Source organism: Peribacillus asahii (genome assembly GCF_003570725.1).
GTDB lineage: Bacteria > Bacillota > Bacilli > Bacillales > DSM-1321 > Peribacillus > Peribacillus asahii.
This window is the reverse complement of record NZ_QWVS01000013.1, coordinates 216,963-240,211: the sequence shown is the minus strand read 5'-3', so window position 1 is coordinate 240,211 and position 23,249 is coordinate 216,963. Positions and strand designations below refer to the sequence as shown.

Here is a 23,249-nt window from a genome sequence, read left to right as displayed (position 1 = left end):
ATGACTAAATTGCGTGTACATGAATATGCAAAGCAAAAAAATGTTTCAAGCAAGGATATTATTGAAAAACTTAAAGAAATGAATATAGAGGTAACAAATCATATGACAGCATTAGACGATTCTACTGTACAAAAATTAAATGAATCATTACAACCAAAACAAGAAGTACCAAAAACAAGCTCAACTGTTGAACAGTATGAAGCTGAAGCTGATGCAAAAGGCACAGTAGTGAATAAAGAAAAAGTAAAGAAAAAACCTGTTGCGGGTCCTGGAGCAAAAAAACCAGGTCAAGGGCAGTTTAATAAAGGGAAAAACAATCGAAATAAAAATAAACAAAGACCACAACAAACACAACAAGCGTTGGCTCCAAAGCGTAAGGAAAAAGAGCTTCCAGCTAAAATTACGTTTTATGAGTCATTGACGGTACAGGAGCTTGCGAAAAAACTTCATCGCGAACCATCTGAAATTATTAAAAAATTATTTATGCTTGGTGTTATGGCAACAATCAACCAAACATTGGATAAAGATGCAATCGAATTAATTGCAGCGGAGTATGGTGTTGAAGTAGAAGAAGAAATTCGTGTGGATTTAACAGATCTTGAGTCACTAGTAACAGAGGATGCGGAGGAAGATTTACAAGAGCGTCCAGCGGTTGTTACAATTATGGGACATGTTGACCACGGTAAAACAACATTGCTTGATTCGATTCGTAAAACAAAAGTAACAGAAGGCGAAGCGGGTGGAATCACGCAGCATATCGGTGCTTATCAAGTTAACGTAAACAATAAGAAAATTACATTCCTTGATACACCTGGTCACGCAGCTTTTACAACGATGCGTGCACGTGGTGCTCAAGTTACGGATATTACAATCATTGTTGTAGCAGCAGATGATGGGGTTATGCCGCAAACGGTTGAAGCGATTAGCCATGCAAAAGCAGCGGAAGTACCAATTATTGTGGCTGTGAACAAAATGGATAAACCAACTGCCAATCCTGACCGTGTTATGCAGGAGCTAACGGAGCACGGTTTAGTGCCTGAAGATTGGGGCGGAGATACAATCTTCGTACCAATTTCAGCGAAAAAAGGTGAAGGAATTGACAGTTTGCTTGAAATGATTCTGTTAGTAAGTGAAGTAGAGGAATATAAAGCAAATCCAACTCGCAGAGCAAACGGAACAGTTATTGAAGCGCAACTTGATAAAGGACGCGGCTCTGTAGCAACTCTTCTTGTTCAAAATGGAACACTAAAAGTCGGAGATCCAATCGTTGTTGGGAACACATTTGGTCGTGTTCGTGCGATGGTAAATGATCTTGGACGACGCGTAAAAGAAGCAGGTCCATCAACACCTGTTGAAATTACGGGGTTAAACGAAGTGCCGCAAGCTGGTGATCGTTTTATCGTCTTTGAAGATGAAAAAACAGCTCGTCAAGTTGGGGAAACTCGTGCGCAAAGACAGCTTGTTTCACAACGTAATGAAGGATCTCGCGTAACGCTAGATACATTATTTGAACAAATGAAACAAGGGGACATTAAAGAACTAAATATTATTTTGAAAGCAGACGTACAAGGTTCTGCGGAAGCATTAGCAGCATCACTTCAAAAAATTGAAGTAGAAGGTGCAAAAGTAAAAATCATTCACTCTGGTGTTGGGGCAATTACGGAATCTGATATTATTTTAGCGACAGCTTCAAATGCTATCGTAATTGGTTTTAACGTACGTCCTGATGTAAATGCAAAACGTGCAGCAGAATCGGAAAATGTAGATGTTCGTCTGCACCGTATTATTTATAAAGTAATCGAAGAAATCGAATCAGCAATGAAAGGGATGCTTGATCCTGAATTTGAAGAAAAAATTATTGGTCAAGCGGAGGTACGTACGACATTTAAAGTATCGAAAATTGGTACAATTGCTGGTGCGTATGTTATCGAAGGAAAAATTACTCGCGATAGCGGTGTACGCTTAATTCGTGAAGGTGTTGTTGTTTTTGAAGGTGAAATCGATGCGCTAAAACGTTTTAAAGATGACGTTAAAGAAGTCGCAACAAACTATGAATGCGGAATCACGATTAAAAACTTCAACGACATTAAAGAAGGCGATATCATTGAAGCGTACGTGATGGAAGAGATTGAACGTAAATGATCGTTGGTGCAGTCCTTTGTGAATGTATCATTTATGATGCGCATTCTTTGAAAGAAAAAAGAGCAGTCCTTCAAAGGGTGATGTCACGCTTGAAACAGAAATATAATATTTCTGTTTCTGAAACGGACTATCAGGATTTATGGCAACGAACGAAGCTGGCAATTGTTACCGTATCGTCTTCTAGAAAGGCCACGGAACGGGAATTGCAAAATGCGCTTCATTTTCTTGATTCATTTCCGGAAATCGAGCGCACAATAACAGATATAGAATGGCTTTAAGCTAGCGAGGTGAATAGAATGAGTCTTCGTTCAAATCGTATCGGTGAACAAATGAAGAAAGAGCTAAGTGATATTATCAGTCGCAAATTGAAAGACCCAAGAGTTGGTTTTGTCACAGTGACTGATGTAGCTGTTACAGGCGATCTTCAACAAGCAACGGTGTATATTTCTGTGCTAGGTGATGCAAAGCAAAGGGAAGATACGCTTAAAGGCTTGGAAAAAGCAAAAGGATTTATGCGTTCCGAAGTCGGTCAAAGAATTCGTTTACGCAAAACACCGGAGTTGTTCTTTGAATTTGATGAATCCATTGATTATGGAAATCGAATTGAAACATTGATTTCACAAATCAATGCCGAGAATAAACCCGATGTAAGGGATGAGGAATAATCAAGTGTTAAAATAGAGGCCGACTCATGCATGATAGAGTCGGCTTTTTTTAATAACAGAGTGGGTTAACATAGTTTACTGAAAAAAGAGGTGACAGAAAACATGGATGGGATTTTGCCATTATTCAAGCCAAAAGGGCTGACTTCTCATGATTGTGTATTTAAACTAAGAAAAATTTTGAAAACAAAGAAGGTTGGACATACTGGAACACTCGACCCAGATGTAACAGGAGTACTCCCAATTTGTATTGGTCGTGCGACGAAGGTAGCTGAATACTTAACGGAAGCGGGCAAGGCCTATGAAGGAGAAGTTACGTTAGGATTTTCAACAACAACTGAAGATGCGAGCGGAGACCGAGTTACTGAAAAAACGGTGACGGAAACTTTTACTCGGGAGCAAATTTTGGGCGTGTTACAATCTTTAACCGGAGTGATTCAACAAACGCCGCCAATGTTTTCTGCTGTAAAAGTAAACGGCAAAAAACTTTATGAATATGCGCGCGCTGGTATTGAAGTAGAACGTCCAACAAGAGATGTAACGATTTATGAGTTGGAGCTCTTAGATGATCGAGAAGAATTTAGCGGTAAGACAATTTCTTTTCGTTTCCGGGTAAGGTGCTCTAAAGGGACGTATATTCGTACACTTGCCGTCATGATTGGCGAGAGATTAGGGTATCCAGCCCATATGTCGAATTTAATCAGAATTGAGTCAGCAGGCTTTACACTTGATGAGTGTAAAACATTAGAGCAAATTCAAGAATTGATGGAAGCAGGGCAATCCGCTGCGTTTTTACAACCGCTTGAACAAGGTTTGTTTCATTTGCCGAAATTTCAGATTAATGATAAAGTATCAAAGAAAGTATTAAATGGAGCTGTGTTAGCTCAGCCCGAAGAATTAGCAGTAGAAAAGGGTGAACCTTTTGTTATGATGGATCAAAATGGAAGGGCGCTAGCTATTTATCAAGTTCATCCAACAAAAGAAAAGCTCATTAAACCTATTAAAGTTTTGGCACTAGAATTATAGACCGTTCTGCCGTTGGAAAGAGGAGATTGAAAGGTGAAAGTGATTGCAATAACGCACCCTCATCAGTTTACCCAGGATCATTTTCCTGAGCTTGTGATGGCACTCGGATTTTTTGATGGGGTACATAAAGGTCATCAAATTGTGATTAAGAATGCAAAAGAAATAGCGGACAGCACACATCGTAAATCGGCGGTGATGACATTCGATCCTCATCCGTCCGCGGTGTTAGGAACCACAACTGATACAATTCGTTATATTACGCCTTTAGAGGATAAAATAGCGATTATTGAATCGTTAGGGATTGATTATTTATTTATTGTTCATTTTACTAAAGAATTTGCCGCTGTATCGCCTGAACAGTTTGTTGATCAATATTTAGTTGGTTTACATGTTGGGCATGTAGTGGCAGGATTTGATTATTCTTATGGTCATTTTGGTAAAGGCAATATGGAAACATTGCCTCTTTATGCGAAAGGCCGTTTTACTCAAACGGTTGTTGAAAAACAAACGCTTGAAGATGAGAAAGTAAGTTCATCAAGAATTCGCAAAACGTTAGCTGAAGGAAATTTTACAGAATTCTATCATCTTGTTCGTCGTCATTATGTAACAAAAGGTTATGTTATTCATGGTGAAAAACGTGGTCGCAAGCTTGGATTTCCAACAGCTAATATTGAAGTAAGCGATGTGTATATATTCCCAGCTACAGGCGTATATGCAGTACGAATTCAAATTGAAGGCAAGTGGTATAACGGTGTTTGTAATGTAGGCTATAAACCAACTTTTCATGACCAACAGCCCAAGTTTCCATCTGTTGAGGTGCATGTGCTGGGCTTTGACCGAAACATTTATGGAGCTGAAGTTGTTGTGGAATGGCATAAGAGATTGCGCAGTGAGCAAAAGTTTTCAGGGCTTGAAGAATTGGTAAGCCAAATTGAAATCGATAAACAACAGGCTGAAAAATATTTTCAAAGCATGAATAATTAAATTTCCTTACTTGCATTTTAATTGAAAAAGCGGTATTCTATTAAATGTATGAAAAATAACCATTGCTTGGCTAGGCGACACTCCGACGTTAGACTAGGTAATTGGTGATTCTACAGAATTTAGGAGGAAAAAAACATGGCTATTACACAAGAACGTAAAAACGAACTAATCGCTGAGTTCAGAACTCACGACACTGACACTGGATCTCCAGAAGTTCAAATCGCAGTACTTACAGAGGAAATCAACAACTTGAATGACCACTTACGTACTCACAAAAAAGATCACCACTCACGTCGCGGTCTTTTAAAAATGGTAGGTAGACGTCGTAACCTTTTAACTTACCTTCGTAATAAAGACGTTACTCGTTACCGTACTCTAATTAACAAATTAGGTTTACGTCGATAATTGTTTGTAAGAAAGCGGGAAATTTCCCGCTTTTTTGGTGTAAATCAATCGGAATAATCGGGATGATTTCGGACGTCTATTTTGTTTTTTTCAATTTATACATATATTACTTGCAATGTTTTTAATATTTCGTTGATTTTGCTGTTAATGCTTGTTTTTTTCGTGCATAATAGGAATAGTTTGGTTCTAATATGATTTATGAAATTTTAACATATATGATGTATTGTATACAGGTTTGGTAGGTGTACTAGACCTCTAAGTGAAGAGTTAGAGAGGGGTTTAATTTAAGATGGGACAGGAAAAACATACGTATTCATTTGACTGGGCCGGCCGCAATTTAACAGTTGAAATCGGTCAGTTAGCTAAACAAGCGAACGGAGCTGTTTTAGTTCGTTACGGCGATACAGCAGTATTAAGTACAGTAACTGCTTCTAAAGAGCCAAAAAATGTCGACTTTTTTCCATTGACTGTAAACTATGAAGAGAAATTGTATGCTGTTGGGAAAATTCCCGGTGGCTTTATTAAACGTGAAGGGCGTCCAAGCGAGAGAGCGATTTTAGCCAGCCGTCTTATTGACCGTCCAATCCGTCCGATGTTTCCAGATGGATTCCGTAATGATGTTCAATGTATTAGTATGGTTATGAGTGTGGAGCAGGATTGTTCTTCAGAAATGGCTGCGATGTTCGGTTCATCACTTGCACTTTCAGTATCGGACATTCCGTTTAATGGTCCTATTGCTGGTGTTGTTGTTGGCCGCATTGATGGACAATTCGTTGTGAATCCAACCGTTGCTCAAATGGAACAAAGCGATATCGATTTAACGGTAGCAGGTAATAAAGACGCGATTAACATGGTGGAAGCTGGTGCTAAAGAAGTACCGGAAGAAACAATGTTAGAAGCGATTATGTTTGGTCATGAGGAAATTAAGAAATTAATTGCCTTCCAAGAAAAAATTGCTGCTGAAATTGGTAAAGAAAAAATGGAAGTAACGCTGTATCAAGTGGATGAGGAGCTTGAAGCAGAAATAAAAACAATGTGCTTAGCGGATTTAAACAAAGCTGTTCAAGTACAAGAAAAGCATGCTCGTGAAGATGCAATTACTGAAGTGAAAAATCATGTTCTTGCGCAGTATGAAGAGCAAGAAGCAGATGAAGAGAAAGTGAAGCAAGTAAAAGAAATTTTAAATAAATTAGTAAAAGCAGAAGTACGTCGTTTAATTACAGAAGAAAAAGTGCGTCCTGACGGTCGTAATCCAGATGAAATTCGACCACTTTCTTCAGAAGTTGGCTTATTAGCGCGTACACATGGATCTGGTCTCTTTACGCGCGGGCAAACTCAAGCGCTTTCTATTTGTACATTAGGTGCGCTTGGAGATGTGCAAATTTTAGATGGTCTTGGGACAGAAGAATCAAAACGTTTTATGCATCATTATAACTTCCCGCATTTCAGCGTAGGGGAAACAGGACCAATTCGTGCTCCTGGTCGTCGTGAAATCGGTCACGGTGCACTTGGTGAACGAGCACTTGAGCCAATTATCCCAAGTGAAAAAGATTTCCCATACACGGTTCGTCTTGTATCAGAAGTACTTGAATCTAATGGTTCAACGTCACAAGCAAGTATTTGTGCAAGTACGTTAGCGATGATGGATGCAGGTGTGCCGATTAAAGCACCGGTAGCTGGTATCGCTATGGGTCTTGTTAAATCTGGTGAGCACTATACGATTTTAACAGATATTCAAGGGATGGAAGATCATCTAGGAGACATGGACTTTAAAGTAGCAGGAACAGCGAAGGGTGTTACTGCACTTCAAATGGATATTAAAATTGATGGGTTATCTCGTGAGATTTTAGAGGAAGCCTTGCAGCAAGCAAAACGAGGCCGCATGCATATTCTTGATTCAATGCTAGCAACACTGAATGAACCGCGCGTCGAGCTTTCACGCTACGCACCAAAAATCTTAACGATGTCTATCAATCCAGATAAAATTCGCGATGTCATTGGACCAAGCGGAAAACAAATCAATAAAATTATTGAAGAAACAGGCGTGAAGATTGATATTGAACAAGATGGTACAGTATTCATTTCCTCTACAGAGCAAGAAATGAATTTAAAAGCGAAGAAAATTATTGAAGATATTGTTCGTGAAGTGGCTGTCGGTGAACAATACCTAGGAAAAGTAAAGCGTATTGAGAAATTTGGTGCGTTTGTCGAAATCTTTAATGGAAAAGATGGTTTAGTTCACATTTCAGAGCTTGCTGAAGAACGAGTAGGCAAAGTAGAAGATGTGGTGAAAATTGGCGATGAAATTTTAGTGAAAGTTACTGAAATTGATAAGCAAGGCCGCGTCAATCTTTCTCGAAAAGCGGTTTTAAAAGAGCAAAAAGAAGCGGCGAATCCAGCTCAATCTTAAGCGAGAACGAAGGCATGTGGTTTCGATTGGAACGCACATGCCTTTTTTCCGTCTATGGCTATGTTAATCAAACAAGGACATTTAACAACACTCTGTGTATAAAGGATGTTGACTTCAAGAATAATTTCCCTATTTTCTTTACGAGCTGACCGAGGCATCTACGCTTTTCGGTATACCTTGTCTTCTTTTTTCATACATTTTTGTATGAAGGGGGCAAAAAAATGAATAATAAGTGGAAGCAGATAGTTGCGATAAGTGCCATTGCAGGTATATCATGGTTATTAGTGCAAAATCCATATACAAATGATTATTTTACTCGACTAACAGATAAGTCGATTGCAACGAGTATGCAGGAAGATGAGCTTTTGTTTGTGATTAAATCGTCGGTTAAAAAGTATGAGATTGAGCCACAAGATGCACGAATCGATTCGGTTTGGAAAGCTGTACCAGGGTATAATGGGGTAAAAATTGATGTACAAGCATCCTATGAAGCCATGAAGAAAAAGGGAAGCTTTGATGAACGTAAACTTGTTTATAGACAAGTAGCCCCAAAGAAGCATCTAAATGAACTTAAGCCATCACCGCTTTATAGAGCTCATCCAGATAAACCGGTTGTTTCATTCTTAATTAATGTGGCTTGGGGAAATGAATATTTACAGGATATGCTTTCTGTTTTAAAAGAGCATCATGTCAAGGCTACTTTCTTTCTAGAAGGAAGATGGACAAAAAACAATCCTGAACTCGCAAAGATGATCAAAGAGGGTGGACATGAAATAGGAAATCATTCGTATACACATCCCAATATGCAAACTTTGTCTACCCAAGCAACGCGGGAAGAGCTTCGAAAAACGAATGAAGTAATTGAGGCTGTGACAGGAGTGCGAAGTACATGGTTTGCGCCACCAAGTGGAAGCTTTCGTGATGAAACGGTTAGCCTTGCGGAAGATTTAGGCATGGGAACAGTTATGTGGAGTGTTGATACGATTGATTGGCAGAAGCCTAGCCCGGAAGTCCTGCAGCAAAGGGTGTTATCTAAGGTTCATCCGGGTGCTTTTATTTTAATGCATCCAACAGAGTCAACAGCGAAATCATTGGAAACATTAATTGTAAATATTCAAAAGAAAGATTTACATGTTGTGACTGTTTCAGAAGCGGTCGATGAAAAACGAATCCTTCCGTATAGGTGATTCGTATGAGCAGCATAGATTAGGAGGAATGTTTGTTGATAAAGAAATATACTTGTCAAAATGGTGTAAGAATTATTGTAGAGCAAATACCAACAGTTCGTTCAGCGGCCATTGGTGTTTGGGTGAAGACAGGGTCCCGTAATGAAACAAAGGAACTGAATGGAATTTCGCATTTTCTTGAGCACATGTTTTTTAAAGGAACAACGACGAGAAGTGCACGTGAAATTGCCGAATCATTTGACAGCATCGGAGGGCAAGTGAACGCATTTACGTCAAAGGAATATACATGCTACTATGCTAAGGTGCTTGATAATCATGCAAGCCATGCTCTTGAAGTACTTTCTGACATGTTCTTTAATTCTACATTTGATTCTGAAGAGTTAGAGAAAGAGAAAAATGTTGTGTACGAAGAAATTAAAATGTATGAAGATGCACCTGATGATATTGTACATGATCTATTAAGTCAAGCGGTATATGAAAAGCATTCATTAGGCTTTCCAATTCTAGGTACAGAAGAAACGCTTTCTACTTTTACAAGTGAAACGCTTAAACAATATGTGCATGATATGTATACACCAAATAAAGTTGTAATTTCTATTGCGGGGAATGTAGATGAAACGTTTATTAAGGAAGTAGAGAGCTATTTTGGTTCTTTTGAACGAGGACAAGAGCGTTCAGCAATCGAGAAGCCGCATTTTCATCAAAACCAATTAATTCGTAAAAAAGAAACAGAACAAGCGCATTTATGTCTCGGATTTAACGGGTTGAAAATTGGTGATGAAGATATGTATAACCTGACTATTTTAAATAATATTCTGGGCGGCAGCATGAGCAGCCGTTTATTCCAAGATGTACGTGAAGAGCGTGGTTTAGCTTATTCCGTTTACTCTTATCACTCTAGCTATCAAGATAGCGGAATTGTGACGATTTATGGCGGTACAGGAGCGAATCAGTTAGATAGTTTGTATGAAACGATTCAACAAACGCTCGCTACATTAAAACGCGATGGAATTACAGATAAAGAATTAAATAATAGTAAAGAACAGTTAAAGGGAAGCTTAATGTTAAGTTTAGAAAGCACGAACAGTCGAATGAGCCGCAATGGTAAAAATGAATTGATGTTAGGAAAACATCGTTCGTTAGATGATATTATCGTTAAAATTGATGAAGTAACGAAAGAACGTGTTTTTGAACTAGCTAACAGTATTTTTACAGAGCATTCGCTATCTTTAGTAAGTCCATTAGAAAATTGGAAAAATTAATCTTACACTGCCTTTCTTCCATAGAAAGGCAGTGTTTTTTTAGGAAGATTATGTTATTTAACAGGACCTTTAGGAAAGAAAAGCGCTTCTAATGATTGGATAAGCAGGATATATATGAATATACGCATCAAAAAGGGGGAATAGCATGAGGTTAAGTGAGTTAGGCGGAAAAGAAATTGTTGATGTGAATCGGGCTGAACGATTAGGCGTTCTTGGACAAACGGATTTAGAATTTGATGAAAGTGGACAAATAACGGCGTTGATTATCCCTTCCGTTAAATGGTTTGGGCTGATGAAAAGCGGACAGGAGATTCGCGTTCCATGGTCCGATATTAAAAAGGTTGGAGCGGATATGGTTATTATTGATTTTCAAGAAAATATGCCTGAGCATTAGTTATGATGAAAAACCGCGTAAAATCGCGGTTTTTTTGCTGTTTAGGAAGGAGCCTATTTTACTTTTCGAAAATCATTCACCGTTTTAGGCAGAGGTACATAAGATGGGAGAGTATTAAACGTATTATTGATAAATAACTCAGCCGGGTAGCTCGCTAGTTGGCAAGTTTTGAACAAAAGAAGGTGACGGTTGAATGCTCACAGGTATGCAGATTGCTGTGATTGGTGGGGATGCGCGTCAGCTTGAAGTTGTACGAAAACTGACAGAGCTTGATGCAAAGTTATTATTGGTAGGATTTGAACAGCTAGATCACGCATTCACAGGTGCAGTAAAAGAAAAAATAGAAGATTTAAATTTTGGCGAAATAGATTCAGTCATTCTACCAGTACGTGGAACAGATGGAGATGGAAAAGTAGAGACGATTTTTTCTAACGAAGACGTAATTTTAACGGAAGAAATCATAAAAAGGACCCCTCCGCACTGCACATTTTATACAGGGATTAGTAACGCTTATTTAGATAGAATTTTGCAGGCAGCCAATCGTAAACAAGTGTCTTTATTTGAAAGAGATGATGTAGCAATCTATAACTCCATTCCCACAGTTGAAGGCACGATTATGATGGCGATTCAACATACGGATTTTACGATTCATGGGTCTTCCGTTGCAGTACTTGGTCTTGGGCGTGTTGGTATGAGCGTAGCGAGAGCCTTTCAGGCACTTGGGGCTAAAGTGATGGTTGGTGCGAGAAAAAGTGAGGATCTTGCGAGAATTACAGAAATGGCATTAAAGCCGTTTTACTTAAGCAATCTTGCTGAGGAAATAAAAATAGCGGATATCGTCATTAATACGATCCCATTCCCTATTCTTACAGCTAACGTCCTTGCGAATATGCCTGTGCATACGTTAATTATTGATCTTGCCTCTAAGCCAGGAGGAACTGATTTTCGTTTTGCTGAAAAACGAGGTATAAAAGCATTGCTCGCTCCTAGCTTACCAGGTATTGTTGCACCGAAAACGGCAGGACAAATATTGGCAAATGCACTTGGTCAATTAATTCAAGAAGATTTGAAAGAACGAAAGGGGAAGAAATAGATGAGTCTCCAAGGAAAGAGAATCGGTTTTGGTTTAACTGGTTCACATTGTACCTACGATAGTGTATTTCCGGAAATTGAGAAATTAGTCAATGAGGGAGTGGAAGTGATTCCAATTGTTACATCTACTGTGAAACAGACGGAAACCCGCTTCGGCCGTGGAGAGGATTGGGTAGAAAGAATAGAAAAATTGACGGGACATCATGTTGTTGATACAATCGTCAAAGCGGAGCCGTTAGGACCAAAATTGCCACTCGATTGTATGGTGATTGCTCCGCTTACTGGGAATTCGATGAGTAAGCTTGCTAATGCTTTAACCGATTCACCGGTATTAATGGCAGCGAAAGCAACAATGCGCAATCATCGTCCAGTTGTCGTTGGAATTTCAACGAACGATGCGTTAGGTTTAAATGGGGTTAATTTAATGAGATTGATGGCGGCGAAAGATTTGTATTTTGTTCCATATGGTCAAGATGATCCATACAAGAAGCCTAATTCAATGGTCGCTCGAATGAGTATGATTCGAGATACGATTATTGCTGCCTTAAAGGGTGAGCAACTGCAGCCTGTGATTGTCGAAAGATTTAAAGATTTAACGTAAAAAAATCACCCCTCTTGACAGAATATTTTGTAAAAGTTTGTTTCTTTGGAATGTTCATATGTTAAAATAGATGATATTCTAAAATAGAAGTAATTAAAAAACTAACAATCATTTTTAATGGATTTGAAAAGGGGTATTAATAAAATGACTGAGACACAAGGATTGCATATTGCAGTTGTAGGAGCAACTGGAGCTGTAGGTCAGCAAATGATTTCAACATTAGAAAAAAGAAACTTACCGATTAAGAAGGTTACTTTCTTATCATCAGCTCGTTCTGCTGGTACAAAACTATCATTTAAGGGCGAGGAAGTCATCGTTCAAGAAGCGAAACCAGAAAGTTTTGAAGGTATCGATATCGCTTTATTTAGCGCAGGCGGTAGCGTGTCTAAGGAACTTGCTCCAGAAGCTGTTAAACGCGGTGCAATCGTCGTTGACAACACGAGTGCTTTTCGAATGGATGAGAATGTGCCACTAGTTGTACCTGAAGTTAATGAAGAAGACTTAAAGAAACACAATGGGATTATTGCGAACCCAAACTGTTCGACAATTCAAATGGTCGTAGCACTTGAGCCAATTCGTCAAGCATATGGATTATCTAAAGTTCTTGTATCGACATATCAAGCAGTGTCTGGTGCAGGTGCAGCTGCGATTGCAGAAATGAAAGACCAAGCTCGCGATTTGCTAGATAATAAAGAAATTGAACCGAAAATTTTACCAGTTGGCGGAGATAAAAAGCATTATCAAATTGCTTTCAACGTTATTCCACAAATTGATAAATTCCAAGATAATGGCTTTACATTTGAAGAAATGAAAATGATCAATGAAACGAAGAAAATTATGCATATGCCAGAGTTAGCTGTAGCGGCTACATGCGTACGCCTTCCAGTTGAAACAGGTCATTCTGAATCTGTTTATATCGAAGTAGATCAATCAGGTGTAACAGTTGACCAAATTAAGGATCTATTGAGCTCAGCACCAGGTGTTGTATTAGAAGATAACCCAAGTGAGCAAATTTATCCAATGCCAGCAAATGCTGTAGGTAAAAACGATGTATTTGTTGGTCGTATCCGCAAAGACTTGGATGAGGATAAGGGCTTCCATTTATGGGTTGTTTCCGATAACCTATTAAAGGGTGCAGCTTGGAACTCTGTTCAAATTGCTGAAAGTCTTTTAAAATTAGGTCTAGTAACAGTTAAATAACAGGTACTCGATGTTATAAGAGTTTTAGTCAGCTTTCCGATTAGGAAAGCTGGCTTATATTTGAGGTGTGTAGATATGAAAATCATCGTACAGAAATTCGGTGGAACTTCTGTTCGGAACGAAGAAAGTCGATTACAAGCGAAGCGTCACATTGAGCAATCGCTGCAAGCAGGCTACAAAGTGGTTGTTGTAGTATCTGCAATGGGAAGAAAAGGCGAACCGTATGCTACGGATACTTTGTTATCACTTGTCAATGGTGTAAATAGTTCCCTGTCAAAGAGAGAACAAGATTTACTTATGTCAGTAGGGGAAACGATTTCATCTGTCGTTTTTACCAATATGCTATTAGAAAGTGGAATTAAAGCAATTGCTTATACGGGGGCTCAGGCAGGCTTTATAACAAATAATGATCATTCTAATGCGAAGATTATAGAGATGCAATGTGAGAGGCTGTTGAAAGAACTAGAGTTCAATGATGTTGTCGTTGTTGCTGGTTTTCAAGGTGCAGCTAAAAATGGAGATATAACAACAATTGGCCGCGGTGGAAGTGATACGTCAGCAGCAGCGCTTGGTGCCGCTTTACAAGCCGATTTCGTTGATATTTTTACTGATGTTGAAGGAATTATGACAGCAGATCCTCGTATTGCAGAAAGTGCCCGTCCGTTATCGGTCGTATCGTATACAGAAGTATGCAATATGGCGTATCAAGGTGCTAAAGTTATTCATCCACGTGCAGTGGAAATTGCTATGCAGGCTAAGGTACCAATCCGTATTCGTTCCACATATAGCGAGGGACTTGGAACGCTTGTGACAAGTGTAAACAAAGGAAACGAGGGAAGCGATATTCGCGAGAGACTTGTTACAGGAATTGCTCATGTTGCGAAGATTAGCCAAATTAAAGTTCAAGCCAAAAAGGATCAATACAATCTGCAGGCCGAAGTTTTTAAGGCAATGGCAAATGCGTCAATTTCTGTTGATTTTATTAACATCTCACCAAACGGTGTCGTTTATACAATTACAGAAGATACAACAGATCATGCTGTTTCTATTTTAAGAGAATTAGGGTATGAGCCAATTGTGGAAAGAAATTGTGCTAAAGTATCAGTTGTTGGTGCTGGGATTAATGGTGTACCGGGAGTCGCTGCGAAAATTGTTACAGCCTTATCTAGTAAAGAGATTGGAATTCTTCAATCAGCAGATAGTCACACAACAATCTGGGTATTGGTTAAAGAAGAGGATTTAGTTGAAGCGGTTAACGCTCTCCATGATGCATTTCAATTGCATCTAGATGGAATTGAATCAATATAAGATAAAAGTGTGGATAAACGGAGAGGTGTTAGTAGATGGTATTTGGTAAAGTAGTAACAGCAATGGTCACCCCCTTTGATATTAAAGGAAATGTTGATTTTCAAAAAACAACTACGTTGGTTAATTACTTACTTAATAATGGCACAGATGCACTCGTTCTTTCAGGTACTACAGGTGAGTCGCCAACGCTTTCTTCTGAAGAGAAAATTGCTTTGTTACGTCATGTCGTAAAAGTTGTCGACAAGCGTGTACCAATTATTGTAGGAACAGGAAGCTATAATACGTATGCATCAATTGAACTGACCAAAAAAGCAGAACAAAATGGTGCAGATGCGATTATGCTTGTAGCACCCTACTATAATAAAACAAATCAAGAAGGGCTATATCAGCATTTTAAAGCAATTGCCGAGAGTACAAAACTTCCAGTGATGCTATATAATATTCCAGGAAGAGCGGCTGTCAATATTGCTCCAGAAACAATTATTCGTTTATCAGAAATTCCAAACATTGTAGCTGTTAAAGAAGCAAGCGGTGATTTAAATGCTATGACGCAAATTATTGCGGAAACAGCTGAGAATTTTGTGTTGTACAGTGGAGATGACGGATTAACGTTGCCGGTTCTTTCAATTGGAGGGGTAGGAGTTGTTTCCGTTGCCTCTCATGTAATTGGTAAGGAGATGCAGCAAATGGTTGATGCTTTCTTAGCAGGTAATCTACAAGAGGCAGCAAAGCTGCATCAAAAGCTTCTTCCAATTATTAAAGGCTTATTCTCTGCACCTAGCCCAGCTCCGGTTAAAACAGCTTTACAGTTGATAGGAATAGATGTTGGTTCAGTCCGTCTTCCAATTGTTCCTTTAACAGAACAAGAACGAAGTGTATTGGCGAATCTTTTAGGTAAATAAGTATATCTTCTATTCTTAGTATGTAATAAGCGAGCTAATTACGCTATTCTGAAAACAAGTCAATCTATAGATTGGCTTGTTTTTTATTTATGGTTATGTTAAATGATATTGTGGATTCAGGCAGTTATATCACATAATCATTTTGAAAATTTTTTTTAAAAAGGTGAATAATTCCTTTCCTGAATATAGAATAACGATTATACTTGAACATATGTGTTTATTCAAAGGTGTTATTAGATTCTTATATCTATAAGTTTGTTTCCTACATAATAGAAGATTCAATAAAGAATCATGATCGTTAAAATAAAGTGAAACTGCTGGGGAGAGATTGCCACCTCTTGTCCCTGATTCTTTTGATCTGATTTATTTTTTAGGCTCTACAATGAAATAGCTGTGGATAACTATTATTTCATTCATTTATGTGTCTAATATTTTGTATGGCTGTTTGTTAATGAAGATTGTTGATTTATCTGATTTTTAAAAAATATTTTTTAGTAAGAGATTTTACTGTCCAGGTATGCGGACTGCATAAAACATAGCACAAGCTTTGACAAAGGAATATGTTTGAGAAAATGATATATGTTGTGAAGCTTTTTGGACATCGGGTATAATGAAAGGTAATAGATTTATGAACGGTGCAATGCTAAGGAGGTACTCTGTTGGGTAAAGATTATAAAGGAATTAAAATCATTTCTCTTGGTGGACAAGGGGAATTAGGTAAAAATATGTACGTAATTGAAGTAAATGAGGACTTATATATTCTAGATGCGGGATTAATGCTGCCTGAAGGTGAAATGCTTGGGATTGACGCGGTTATTCCAGATATCTCTTATTTACAAGAGAACAAAGAAAGGATTCAAGGTATATTTATTAGCCATGGTCATGAAGATCATATTGGGGCTCTTTCCTATGTATTAAAATACATACGTGTTCCGGTTTATGGAACGAAACTGACGCTTGCGTTAGTTAAATTGAAGCTGAAGGAAGACGGATTTAACGGTAGAGCAGAGTTGATAGAAATTGATTCTGATTCGGTGTTAAGTTTCCCAGAAACAGCGATTTCGTTTTTCCGTACAAATCATAGTATTCCTGATTCGCTTGGTATTGTTGTTCATACTCGTGAAGGGGCCATCGTGTATACAGGGGATTTTAAGTTTGATCAAGCTGCAAAGGGCTTTTATCGACCGGAAATCGGCAAAATGGTCAGCCTAGGTGAAGAAGGTGTCTTATGTTTATTATCCGATAGTGCGGGTGCAGAGAAACCTGGTTATACGACATCAGAAGCAATTGTAGCAAGAGATATGACAGAAGCGTTTCTCACAGCAGAAGGCAGAATTATTGCGGCTTGCTTTGCTTCTAATATTAATCGTATTCAACATGTGCTTAATGCAGCTGCTGCAAGCGGGCGAAAAGTAGCACTTGTTGGAAAAAGTTTACAAAAGGTATACGACATTGCTTTGAATCTTGGTTATTTACAAGTGGATGAAGAAATGATTATTTCTGTCAATAATATTTCAAATTTTGAAGAGCGTGAAGTTGTTATACTTGTGACAGGTCATCAAGGAGAACCGATTACAGCTATACAAAAAATGGCGAAGCAAACACATAAGCAAGTCGTGATTAAAGAAGGAGATACCGTGTTAATCGCAGCTTCCCCGCTTAAAGGCGGAGAACTTATTTTGGCGAAAACGATTGATTTATTATATCGTGTTGGTGCACGTGTCGTATCTAATCGCTATCAAGTGCATGTCACTGGTCACGGTGCTCAAGAAGAGTTAAAAATGATGATTAACTTCATGCAGCCGAAATATCTCATTCCAGTTCACGGTGAGTTTCGTCACTTATATGCCCATGAGAAAATTGGTCTTGCCGCAGGGATGGAAGCAGAGCAGATTATGATTGCCGAAAAAGGTGATATCATAGAAGTAACAGAGGATAAGATTCGTCTATCAGGCAAGGTTTCTGCAGGGAATATTTTAATTGATGGAAGCGGAGTTGGGGATGTTGGTAATATCGTGCTGCGCGACCGACGCTTGCTATCACAAGATGGAATCTTAATTGTCGTTGTTACGCTCAATCGTCAAGATAAAAGTATCGCAGCAGGTCCGGAGATTATTTCTAGAGGATTTGTTTATGTACGGGAATCGGAGAAACTAATGGAAGAAGCAACGGCCATTGTACGTGATATTGTTCAAAAAAATGGAGTGCGCCAGCCTTTCGATTGGTCCACGCTTAAGCAGGAAATGCGTGATTCTTTAAATCAATATCTTTATGAAAAAACGAAAAGACGTCCGATGATTTTACCAATTATTATGGAAATTTAATTTATGCTCCCCTTGACTTGTAGTTAAGGGGAGTTTTTTGTTAAAAGATGACGAAATAAATGGCTATTTTAAGAACTACGCCCCTCTTTTTGAATGAAGTTTTACTTCTGAGACATACTACATGTATACGTTTTTTGAAGAAAGGGGTAGGGAAAAGTGGATAATCCATCGTTACCGAATGAAGGAGAAGAGCGTGAGGAAGGGAAGAACTCGACCTTAATGGAAAAAATCCAGCAGTTAGGTACAACAAATGTGCCTCAAATGTCGCAGGATTCCAAAATTCACTGTTTAACTATTATTGGACAAATCGAAGGGCATATGCAACTGCCTCCTCAAAATAAAACAACCAAATATGAGCATGTCATTCCACAAATTGTGGCTATTGAACAAAATCCGAATATTGAAGGTTTGCTTGTCATTTTAAATACAGTAGGCGGAGATGTAGAGGCAGGATTAGCGATTGCTGAGATGCTTGCATCTTTATCTAAACCGACCGTCTCAATTGTATTAGGCGGGGGACATTCCATTGGTGTTCCGATTGCTGTATCGTGTGACTACTCGTATATTGCGGAAACCGCTACAATGACGATTCACCCGATTCGTTTAACAGGACTTGTTATCGGTGTACCACAAACCTTTGAATATTTGGACAAAATGCAAGAGCGTGTCATTAATTTTGTTACGAAGCATTCAAAAGTCACAGAAGAGAGCTTTAAAGAATTGATGTTTGCCAAAGGGAATTTAACGCGAGATATTGGAACAAACGTTGTTGGTAATGAAGCAGTGAGTATTGGGATGATTAATGAGGTCGGCGGTGTTGGCCAAGCGATGAAGAAACTAAACGAATTAATTAGCGCAAACAAACATGAACTGGGTGGAGAGGAAGGGCTCTTACAATGACGTTTTATACGATTATGCCTCATGAGCAAATTCATCCGCATCGGCATGAAGAGCTAACTAACTATTTTGAAATTATGTATAATGGCATTCCTGTAATGGTGGAGCATAATGGAGGAACAATGCTTCGAATTGATCGAATTTTAAGTACAGATCCTGCTCATTTTTTACAAGAAAGTGTTCAGCCAGGTCAGTCCATTCCTCTTTTTGAAATGCTGAACAATTAGAAATAATGACCAACAAAGCGAAATTATGATATACTAAAAGCAAACAAAAAATAGAGCAGCCAAGTCGGCTGCTCTATTTTTTCAAGGAGCTATATGTAGGAAAAATAGGTGATATTATATTATGGCAAAGAAAAAAACCAGAAATAAGAAGACGAAAGAGAAATTAAAAACAACGATGAAATATGAATTGATTGGTTTGATTATACTTGGTCTCTCTGCGATTGCAATTGCTAAGCTTGGAGTAGTGGGACGTGCTATCGTATCATTTGTTCGTTTTTTCATGGGTGAGTGGTATATCCTATTGCTGCTTGGAAGTATTATTATTGGGTTTTATTTGATGATTAAGCGAGAAATTCCTTATTTTTTCAAGCGGCAACTTGTTGGCTTATACTTTATTATTGCAAGTATTTTGTTATTAAGTCATGTGACCTTATTTCAATTATTGGCAGAAGGCGGGCCATTTAAAAAGCCAAGTGTTATTTTGAATACGTGGGAGTTATTTTGGATGGAAGTGTCAAAGACATCGAGTACAGAGGAACTTGGCGGCGGCATGATTGGTGCCTTATTATTTGCGACTTCCTATTTTCTTTTCGATGCTGCAGGTTCTAAAATTATTTCCTTTATCTTTATCGTAATTGGAATGATCTTGCTAACGGGAAAAACTTTAGGAGATACACTCGGGACTTTTTTTACGGCCGTTACAAGTTTTTTAGTGAAACAATGGAAGGCTTTTACGGAGGATTTAAAAGAGTGGGGAAATGAAAGAAAAGAAAAGAAAAAGAAGGCACCACCAAAACAGAAGAAGGAAAAAGAAGTAGAGCCTGAAGTAGAGCCACCGTTAGTTGTTGAGGCTGTACAACCAGTTGAACCGATTATTTCAAGCTTTACAGATACAGCATACGAACGAGAAGAGGCCATTTCAGTGGAGATAGCACAGAAAACGGAGCAGGTTGAAGAAGAAATGGAGCCGGATGATGATGTTCCACCTATAAATTTTACTGAAGTAGAGAATAAAGAATATGTATTACCACCGCTTTCTTTATTGAAGCAACCGAAAAAGACGGATCAAAGTGGTGAGTATCAATTAATTCATGAAAATGCAGCGAAGCTAGAGCGCACATTTGATAGTTTTGGTGTGAAAGCCCGGGTAACACAAGTGTATTTAGGGCCGGCTGTAACGAAATACGAAGTACATCCAGATGTCGGTGTAAAAGTAAGTAAAATTGTGAGTTTATCGGATGATTTGGCGCTTGCATTAGCAGCCAAAGATATTCGGATTGAAGCGCCTATCCCAGGAAAGTCGGCGATTGGGATTGAAGTACCTAATTCAGAAATTGCAATGGTGTCTCTTCGCGAAGTATTAGAAGCAAAGGAAGTTGATAAACCTGACTCTAAGCTGCAAATTGGGTTAGGACGTAATATTTCCGGGGAAGCTGTGAAAGCCGAATTAAATAAAATGCCGCATTTGCTTGTGGCTGGGGCAACAGGAAGCGGAAAATCGGTTTGTATTAACGGAATTATTACGAGCATTTTGATGCGTGCTAAACCACATGAAGTAAAAATGATGATGATTGACCCGAAAATGGTAGAGCTAAACGTTTATAATGGAATTCCGCATTTATTAGCACCTGTCGTAACGAATCCCAAAAAAGCCGCCCAGGCATTGCAAAAAGTCGTGAGTGAAATGGAACGGCGTTATGAGCTATTTTCGCATACAGGAACGCGTAATATTGAAGGATATAATGATTATGTTAATCGCTATAATATCGAGGAAGAAGACAAGCAGCCGCTGCTTCCATTTATTGTCGTCATTGTCGACGAGCTTGCAGACTTAATGATGGTAGCGTCTAATGATGTCGAGGATGCGATTACACGTCTCGCTCAAATGGCTCGTGCAGCGGGGATTCATTTAATTATTGCGACACAGCGCCCTTCTGTAGATGTCATAACGGGTGTTATTAAAGCAAATATTCCATCGCGTATTGCTTTTAGTGTATCTTCAGCAACCGACTCGCGTACGATTTTAGATATGGGAGGGGCAGAAAAGCTACTAGGTCGCGGTGATATGCTCTTTTTACCAGTGGGGGCATCAAAGCCCGTTCGTGTTCAAGGGGCGTTTCTTTCTGATCAAGAGGTGGAAGATACGGTTAACTACGTAATTGCTCAGCAAAAAGCGCAATATAATGAAGAAATGATTCCAGATGACCTCCCTGAACGGAGTGTTGGCGACGTTGCGGATGATTTATATGATGAAGCAGTTTCTTTAATTATAGAAATGCAAACAGCTTCTGTATCGATGTTACAGCGCCGTTTCCGCATTGGTTATACACGGGCAGCACGTCTTATTGATGAGATGGAAGCAAGAGGAATTGTCGGTCCATATGAAGGCAGTAAACCTCGAGCTGTTCTTATTGGCAAAGACGATCATGAAGCACATTCCTCATAAAACGAAAAGACCGGGCATTTTGCCCGGTCTTTTCGTTTTATTCTGCTTCTTCTATATGTTTCTTACAGAAGGCGAGTAACATATGAAGTTCCTCTTCCTCTAAATCAAAATCAAGAACTTCTTCATTTGCTTTTGCGATGATGTTATATTGTTTAATCGTTTGTTCTTCTCCATCTACAACATAAATTAAGCGGATTGATAAACCGCCCTCTGTATAGAGTTCATCATCTTCTGGTACTTCAATATCCAAGACATATTCAAAGCGTTCTCCTGTTAAGATACCAAATGGATCTTTTAATTTTTCGACACTATATTCTGTAATGGTAATCATATATTTATCCCTCCAAAATAGATACGTATTATTATACCGTAAAACTAAGAATTGAAAAGAAAGTAACGTATAAAGTAAAAGGCTATTTATTTATTTTGAGAAAAATGGTATATTATTATCCAATAATAGGACTAATTTACATTATGTGTATCGTACTCCTGTCCTTACTTTTGAAGAGCGGGTGTGAGTAATTAGTCACTTTAAGAGAAAAATGAAATGTTTGTATGATGTGTACAACTTTTTTCATTCTTCAATACCGCACTAATTTTACCCTATGGAAAACAGGAGCATCATCGAACATTCCTATTAAAAACTTATAGAAATATAGGAGGGGGAAAGTTTGAAAAAGCGTAAATTTGGTTTAGCTCTTTCACTAATTTTAGCAGCGGGAACAATGTTAGGTGCATGTGGCAATGCAGAAAAAGATGATGCAAAAGACAATGGAGCGGATAAAAAAGAAAACTTTACTGTAGCGATGGTTACTGATATTGGTGGTGTGGATGACAAATCATTTAACCAATCAGCATGGGAAGGTCTCAAAAGTTTCGGTGAAGAAAATGGTTTGGAAAAAGGCAAAGACGGTTATAATTATCTTCAATCAAAATCAGATGCTGACTATACAACGAATCTAAATACACTTGTTCGTGAAGATTATAATCTTATTTTTGCGATTGGTTATGCTTTAGCGGAATCAGTTGCAGACGTAGCTGATCAACGCCCAGAAGCTCAATTTGCTATTGTTGATTCAGTTGTCGAGAAAGATAACGTAGCAAGTATTACGTTTAAAGAGCACCAAGGTTCATTTTTAGTAGGTGTGATTGCAGGCTTACAAACGAAAACAAATAAAGTTGGTTTCGTCGGTGGTGTGGAAGGTGAATTAATTAAGAAATTTGAAGTAGGGTTTATTGCAGGTGTTAAATCTGTTAATCCTAAAGCGGAAGTTGTTTCTAAATATGCAGGTAGCTTCGGTGACGCTGCAAAAGGTAAATCAATCGCAAGCAGCATGTATGCTTCTGGCGTTGATATTATTTATCATGCTGCGGGCGGGACAGGAAATGGTGTATTTGCAGAAGCAAAGGATCTAAAGCAAAAAGATCCGTCGAAAGAAATTTATGTAATTGGTGTCGATCGTGATCAACATGAGGAAGGTGCTGTAACAGTTGATGGAAAAGACTACAATGTAACCTTAACTTCTATGGTTAAACGTGTTGACGTAGCCGTGAAAGACCTTGCAACAAAAGCTAAAGCTGGTGAATTCCCAGGTGGTCAAATTATCGAATATGGTATGGAAGAAGACGGTATTAAAATTTCTGACTCTAAAGAGAATATAAGCGAAGAAACTCTTAAAGAAGTTGAAAAGTGGACAGAGAAAATCAAGTCTGGTGAACAAAAAGTTCCGACAACGGATGAAGAATTAAAAGTAATGAAGTTTTAATAGGGAGAGAAGGT

21 protein-coding genes are annotated in these 23,249 nt (G+C 38.5%); 20 read left to right on the top strand and 1 reads right to left on the bottom strand.

What is annotated here, in order from left to right; all coding sequences use genetic code 11:
* The 19 genes from infB (at nt 1) to D1953_RS07325 (ending at nt 21,469) form a co-directional block, all read left to right on the top strand.
* Nucleotides 1-2,142, top strand: a complete 2,142-nt coding sequence (gene infB / locus D1953_RS07415) for a translation initiation factor IF-2 (protein WP_119116524.1) — start codon at nt 1-3, stop codon at nt 2,140-2,142.
* Nucleotides 2,139-2,420: a DUF503 domain-containing protein gene (locus D1953_RS07410; RefSeq protein ID WP_119116523.1), complete on the top strand. Its 282-nt coding sequence runs from the start codon at nt 2,139-2,141 to the stop codon at nt 2,418-2,420. The genes infB and D1953_RS07410 overlap by 4 nt, the downstream gene beginning before the upstream one ends.
* A gap of 18 nt (nt 2,421-2,438) precedes the next feature.
* The gene (gene rbfA / locus D1953_RS07405; protein ID WP_119116522.1) at nt 2,439-2,807 is read left to right on the top strand and encodes a 30S ribosome-binding factor RbfA; all 369 of its coding nucleotides are present in this window, start codon (nt 2,439-2,441) and stop codon (nt 2,805-2,807) included.
* Between the two features lie 102 nt (nt 2,808-2,909).
* Nucleotides 2,910-3,830, top strand: a complete 921-nt coding sequence (gene truB / locus D1953_RS07400; protein WP_119116521.1) for a tRNA pseudouridine(55) synthase TruB — start codon at nt 2,910-2,912, stop codon at nt 3,828-3,830.
* Between the two features lie 33 nt (nt 3,831-3,863).
* Nucleotides 3,864-4,814, top strand: coding sequence for a bifunctional riboflavin kinase/FAD synthetase (gene ribF / locus D1953_RS07395; protein ID WP_119116520.1), 951 nt, complete (start codon nt 3,864-3,866; stop codon nt 4,812-4,814).
* A gap of 135 nt (nt 4,815-4,949) precedes the next feature.
* The gene (gene rpsO, locus D1953_RS07390) at nt 4,950-5,219 is read left to right on the top strand and encodes a 30S ribosomal protein S15 (protein ID WP_119116519.1); all 270 of its coding nucleotides are present in this window, start codon (nt 4,950-4,952) and stop codon (nt 5,217-5,219) included.
* A 289-nt stretch (nt 5,220-5,508) separates the two neighbouring features.
* Entirely contained in the window at nt 5,509-7,629 is a 2,121-nt protein-coding gene (gene pnp, locus D1953_RS07385; protein WP_119116518.1) for a polyribonucleotide nucleotidyltransferase, read from the top strand.
* A 221-nt stretch (nt 7,630-7,850) separates the two neighbouring features.
* Nucleotides 7,851-8,816 carry a polysaccharide deacetylase family protein gene (locus D1953_RS07380; protein ID WP_119116517.1) on the top strand — a complete coding sequence of 322 codons (966 nt, stop codon included), beginning with the start codon at nt 7,851-7,853 and terminating at the stop codon, nt 8,814-8,816.
* A gap of 35 nt (nt 8,817-8,851) precedes the next feature.
* Nucleotides 8,852-10,078 carry a M16 family metallopeptidase gene (locus tag D1953_RS07375; RefSeq protein WP_119116516.1) on the top strand — a complete coding sequence of 409 codons (1,227 nt, stop codon included), beginning with the start codon at nt 8,852-8,854 and terminating at the stop codon, nt 10,076-10,078.
* A gap of 145 nt (nt 10,079-10,223) precedes the next feature.
* Nucleotides 10,224-10,472: a YlmC/YmxH family sporulation protein gene (locus tag D1953_RS07370; protein WP_119116515.1), complete on the top strand. Its 249-nt coding sequence runs from the start codon at nt 10,224-10,226 to the stop codon at nt 10,470-10,472.
* Between the two features lie 193 nt (nt 10,473-10,665).
* Entirely contained in the window at nt 10,666-11,565 is a 900-nt protein-coding gene (gene dpaA / locus D1953_RS07365) for a dipicolinic acid synthetase subunit A (RefSeq protein WP_119116514.1), read from the top strand.
* Nucleotides 11,566-12,165 (top strand): dipicolinate synthase subunit B, encoded by a 600-nt coding sequence (locus D1953_RS07360; protein WP_119116513.1) that lies wholly within the window; start codon nt 11,566-11,568, stop codon nt 12,163-12,165. It begins immediately after the preceding gene.
* A 144-nt stretch (nt 12,166-12,309) separates the two neighbouring features.
* Nucleotides 12,310-13,365 carry an aspartate-semialdehyde dehydrogenase gene (gene asd, locus D1953_RS07355; protein ID WP_119116512.1) on the top strand — a complete coding sequence of 352 codons (1,056 nt, stop codon included), beginning with the start codon at nt 12,310-12,312 and terminating at the stop codon, nt 13,363-13,365.
* Nucleotides 13,366-13,440: 75 nt separating this feature from the next.
* Entirely contained in the window at nt 13,441-14,673 is a 1,233-nt protein-coding gene (gene dapG, locus D1953_RS07350) for an aspartate kinase (protein WP_119116511.1), read from the top strand.
* 35 nt (nt 14,674-14,708) lie between these two features.
* Nucleotides 14,709-15,575 (top strand): 4-hydroxy-tetrahydrodipicolinate synthase, encoded by an 867-nt coding sequence (dapA, locus tag D1953_RS07345; RefSeq protein WP_119116510.1) that lies wholly within the window; start codon nt 14,709-14,711, stop codon nt 15,573-15,575.
* Nucleotides 15,576-16,231: 656 nt separating this feature from the next.
* The gene (locus D1953_RS07340; protein ID WP_220453359.1) at nt 16,232-17,899 is read left to right on the top strand and encodes a ribonuclease J; all 1,668 of its coding nucleotides are present in this window, start codon (nt 16,232-16,234) and stop codon (nt 17,897-17,899) included.
* A gap of 219 nt (nt 17,900-18,118) precedes the next feature.
* A complete protein-coding gene (locus D1953_RS07335; protein WP_119116677.1) occupies nt 18,119-18,799 on the top strand; it encodes a ClpP family protease in 681 nt (226 codons plus the stop codon).
* A complete protein-coding gene (locus D1953_RS07330; protein WP_119116509.1) occupies nt 18,796-19,023 on the top strand; it encodes a YlzJ-like family protein in 228 nt (75 codons plus the stop codon). Before D1953_RS07335 ends, D1953_RS07330 begins: the two co-directional genes overlap by 4 nt.
* Before the next feature lie 121 nt (nt 19,024-19,144).
* Nucleotides 19,145-21,469, top strand: coding sequence for a DNA translocase FtsK (locus tag D1953_RS07325; RefSeq protein ID WP_119116508.1), 2,325 nt, complete (start codon nt 19,145-19,147; stop codon nt 21,467-21,469).
* Between the two features lie 37 nt (nt 21,470-21,506).
* Here the strand turns inward: D1953_RS07325 and D1953_RS07320 are convergent, their stop codons facing one another.
* On the bottom strand, nt 21,507-21,800 hold the full coding sequence (locus D1953_RS07320; protein WP_119116507.1) for a DUF6509 family protein: 294 nt from the start codon (nt 21,798-21,800) through the stop codon (nt 21,507-21,509).
* Between the two features lie 340 nt (nt 21,801-22,140).
* On the opposite strand from D1953_RS07320, the gene D1953_RS07315 reads away from it, so the two are divergent.
* Nucleotides 22,141-23,235, top strand: coding sequence for a BMP family lipoprotein (locus D1953_RS07315; protein ID WP_182480539.1), 1,095 nt, complete (start codon nt 22,141-22,143; stop codon nt 23,233-23,235).
* Nucleotides 23,236-23,249: the final 14 nt, after the last annotated feature.

Excerpts from the sequence above, each read along its gene's own strand:
- truB (WP_119116521.1), top strand. The coding sequence starts at position 2,910 with ATGGATGGGATTTTGCCATTATTCAAGCCAAAAGGGCTGACTTCTCAT.
- D1953_RS07325 (WP_119116508.1), top strand. The coding sequence starts at position 19,145 with ATGGCAAAGAAAAAAACCAGAAATAAGAAGACGAAAGAGAAATTAAAA.
- pnp (WP_119116518.1), top strand. The coding sequence starts at position 5,509 with ATGGGACAGGAAAAACATACGTATTCATTTGACTGGGCCGGCCGCAAT.
- D1953_RS07330 (WP_119116509.1), top strand. The coding sequence starts at position 18,796 with ATGACGTTTTATACGATTATGCCTCATGAGCAAATTCATCCGCATCGG.
- D1953_RS07335 (WP_119116677.1), top strand. The coding sequence starts at position 18,119 with ATGGAAAAAATCCAGCAGTTAGGTACAACAAATGTGCCTCAAATGTCG.
- D1953_RS07370 (WP_119116515.1), top strand. The coding sequence starts at position 10,224 with ATGAGGTTAAGTGAGTTAGGCGGAAAAGAAATTGTTGATGTGAATCGG.
- asd (WP_119116512.1), top strand. The coding sequence starts at position 12,310 with ATGACTGAGACACAAGGATTGCATATTGCAGTTGTAGGAGCAACTGGA.
- D1953_RS07360 (WP_119116513.1), top strand. The coding sequence starts at position 11,566 with ATGAGTCTCCAAGGAAAGAGAATCGGTTTTGGTTTAACTGGTTCACAT.
- rpsO (WP_119116519.1), top strand. The coding sequence starts at position 4,950 with ATGGCTATTACACAAGAACGTAAAAACGAACTAATCGCTGAGTTCAGA.
- D1953_RS07380 (WP_119116517.1), top strand. The coding sequence starts at position 7,851 with ATGAATAATAAGTGGAAGCAGATAGTTGCGATAAGTGCCATTGCAGGT.
- dpaA (WP_119116514.1), top strand. The coding sequence starts at position 10,666 with ATGCTCACAGGTATGCAGATTGCTGTGATTGGTGGGGATGCGCGTCAG.
- D1953_RS07410 (WP_119116523.1), top strand. The coding sequence starts at position 2,139 with ATGATCGTTGGTGCAGTCCTTTGTGAATGTATCATTTATGATGCGCAT.
- dapG (WP_119116511.1), top strand. The coding sequence starts at position 13,441 with ATGAAAATCATCGTACAGAAATTCGGTGGAACTTCTGTTCGGAACGAA.
- infB (WP_119116524.1), top strand. The coding sequence starts at position 1 with ATGACTAAATTGCGTGTACATGAATATGCAAAGCAAAAAAATGTTTCA.
- rbfA (WP_119116522.1), top strand. The coding sequence starts at position 2,439 with ATGAGTCTTCGTTCAAATCGTATCGGTGAACAAATGAAGAAAGAGCTA.
- dapA (WP_119116510.1), top strand. The coding sequence starts at position 14,709 with ATGGTATTTGGTAAAGTAGTAACAGCAATGGTCACCCCCTTTGATATT.
- D1953_RS07320 (WP_119116507.1), bottom strand. The coding sequence starts at position 21,800 with ATGATTACCATTACAGAATATAGTGTCGAAAAATTAAAAGATCCATTT.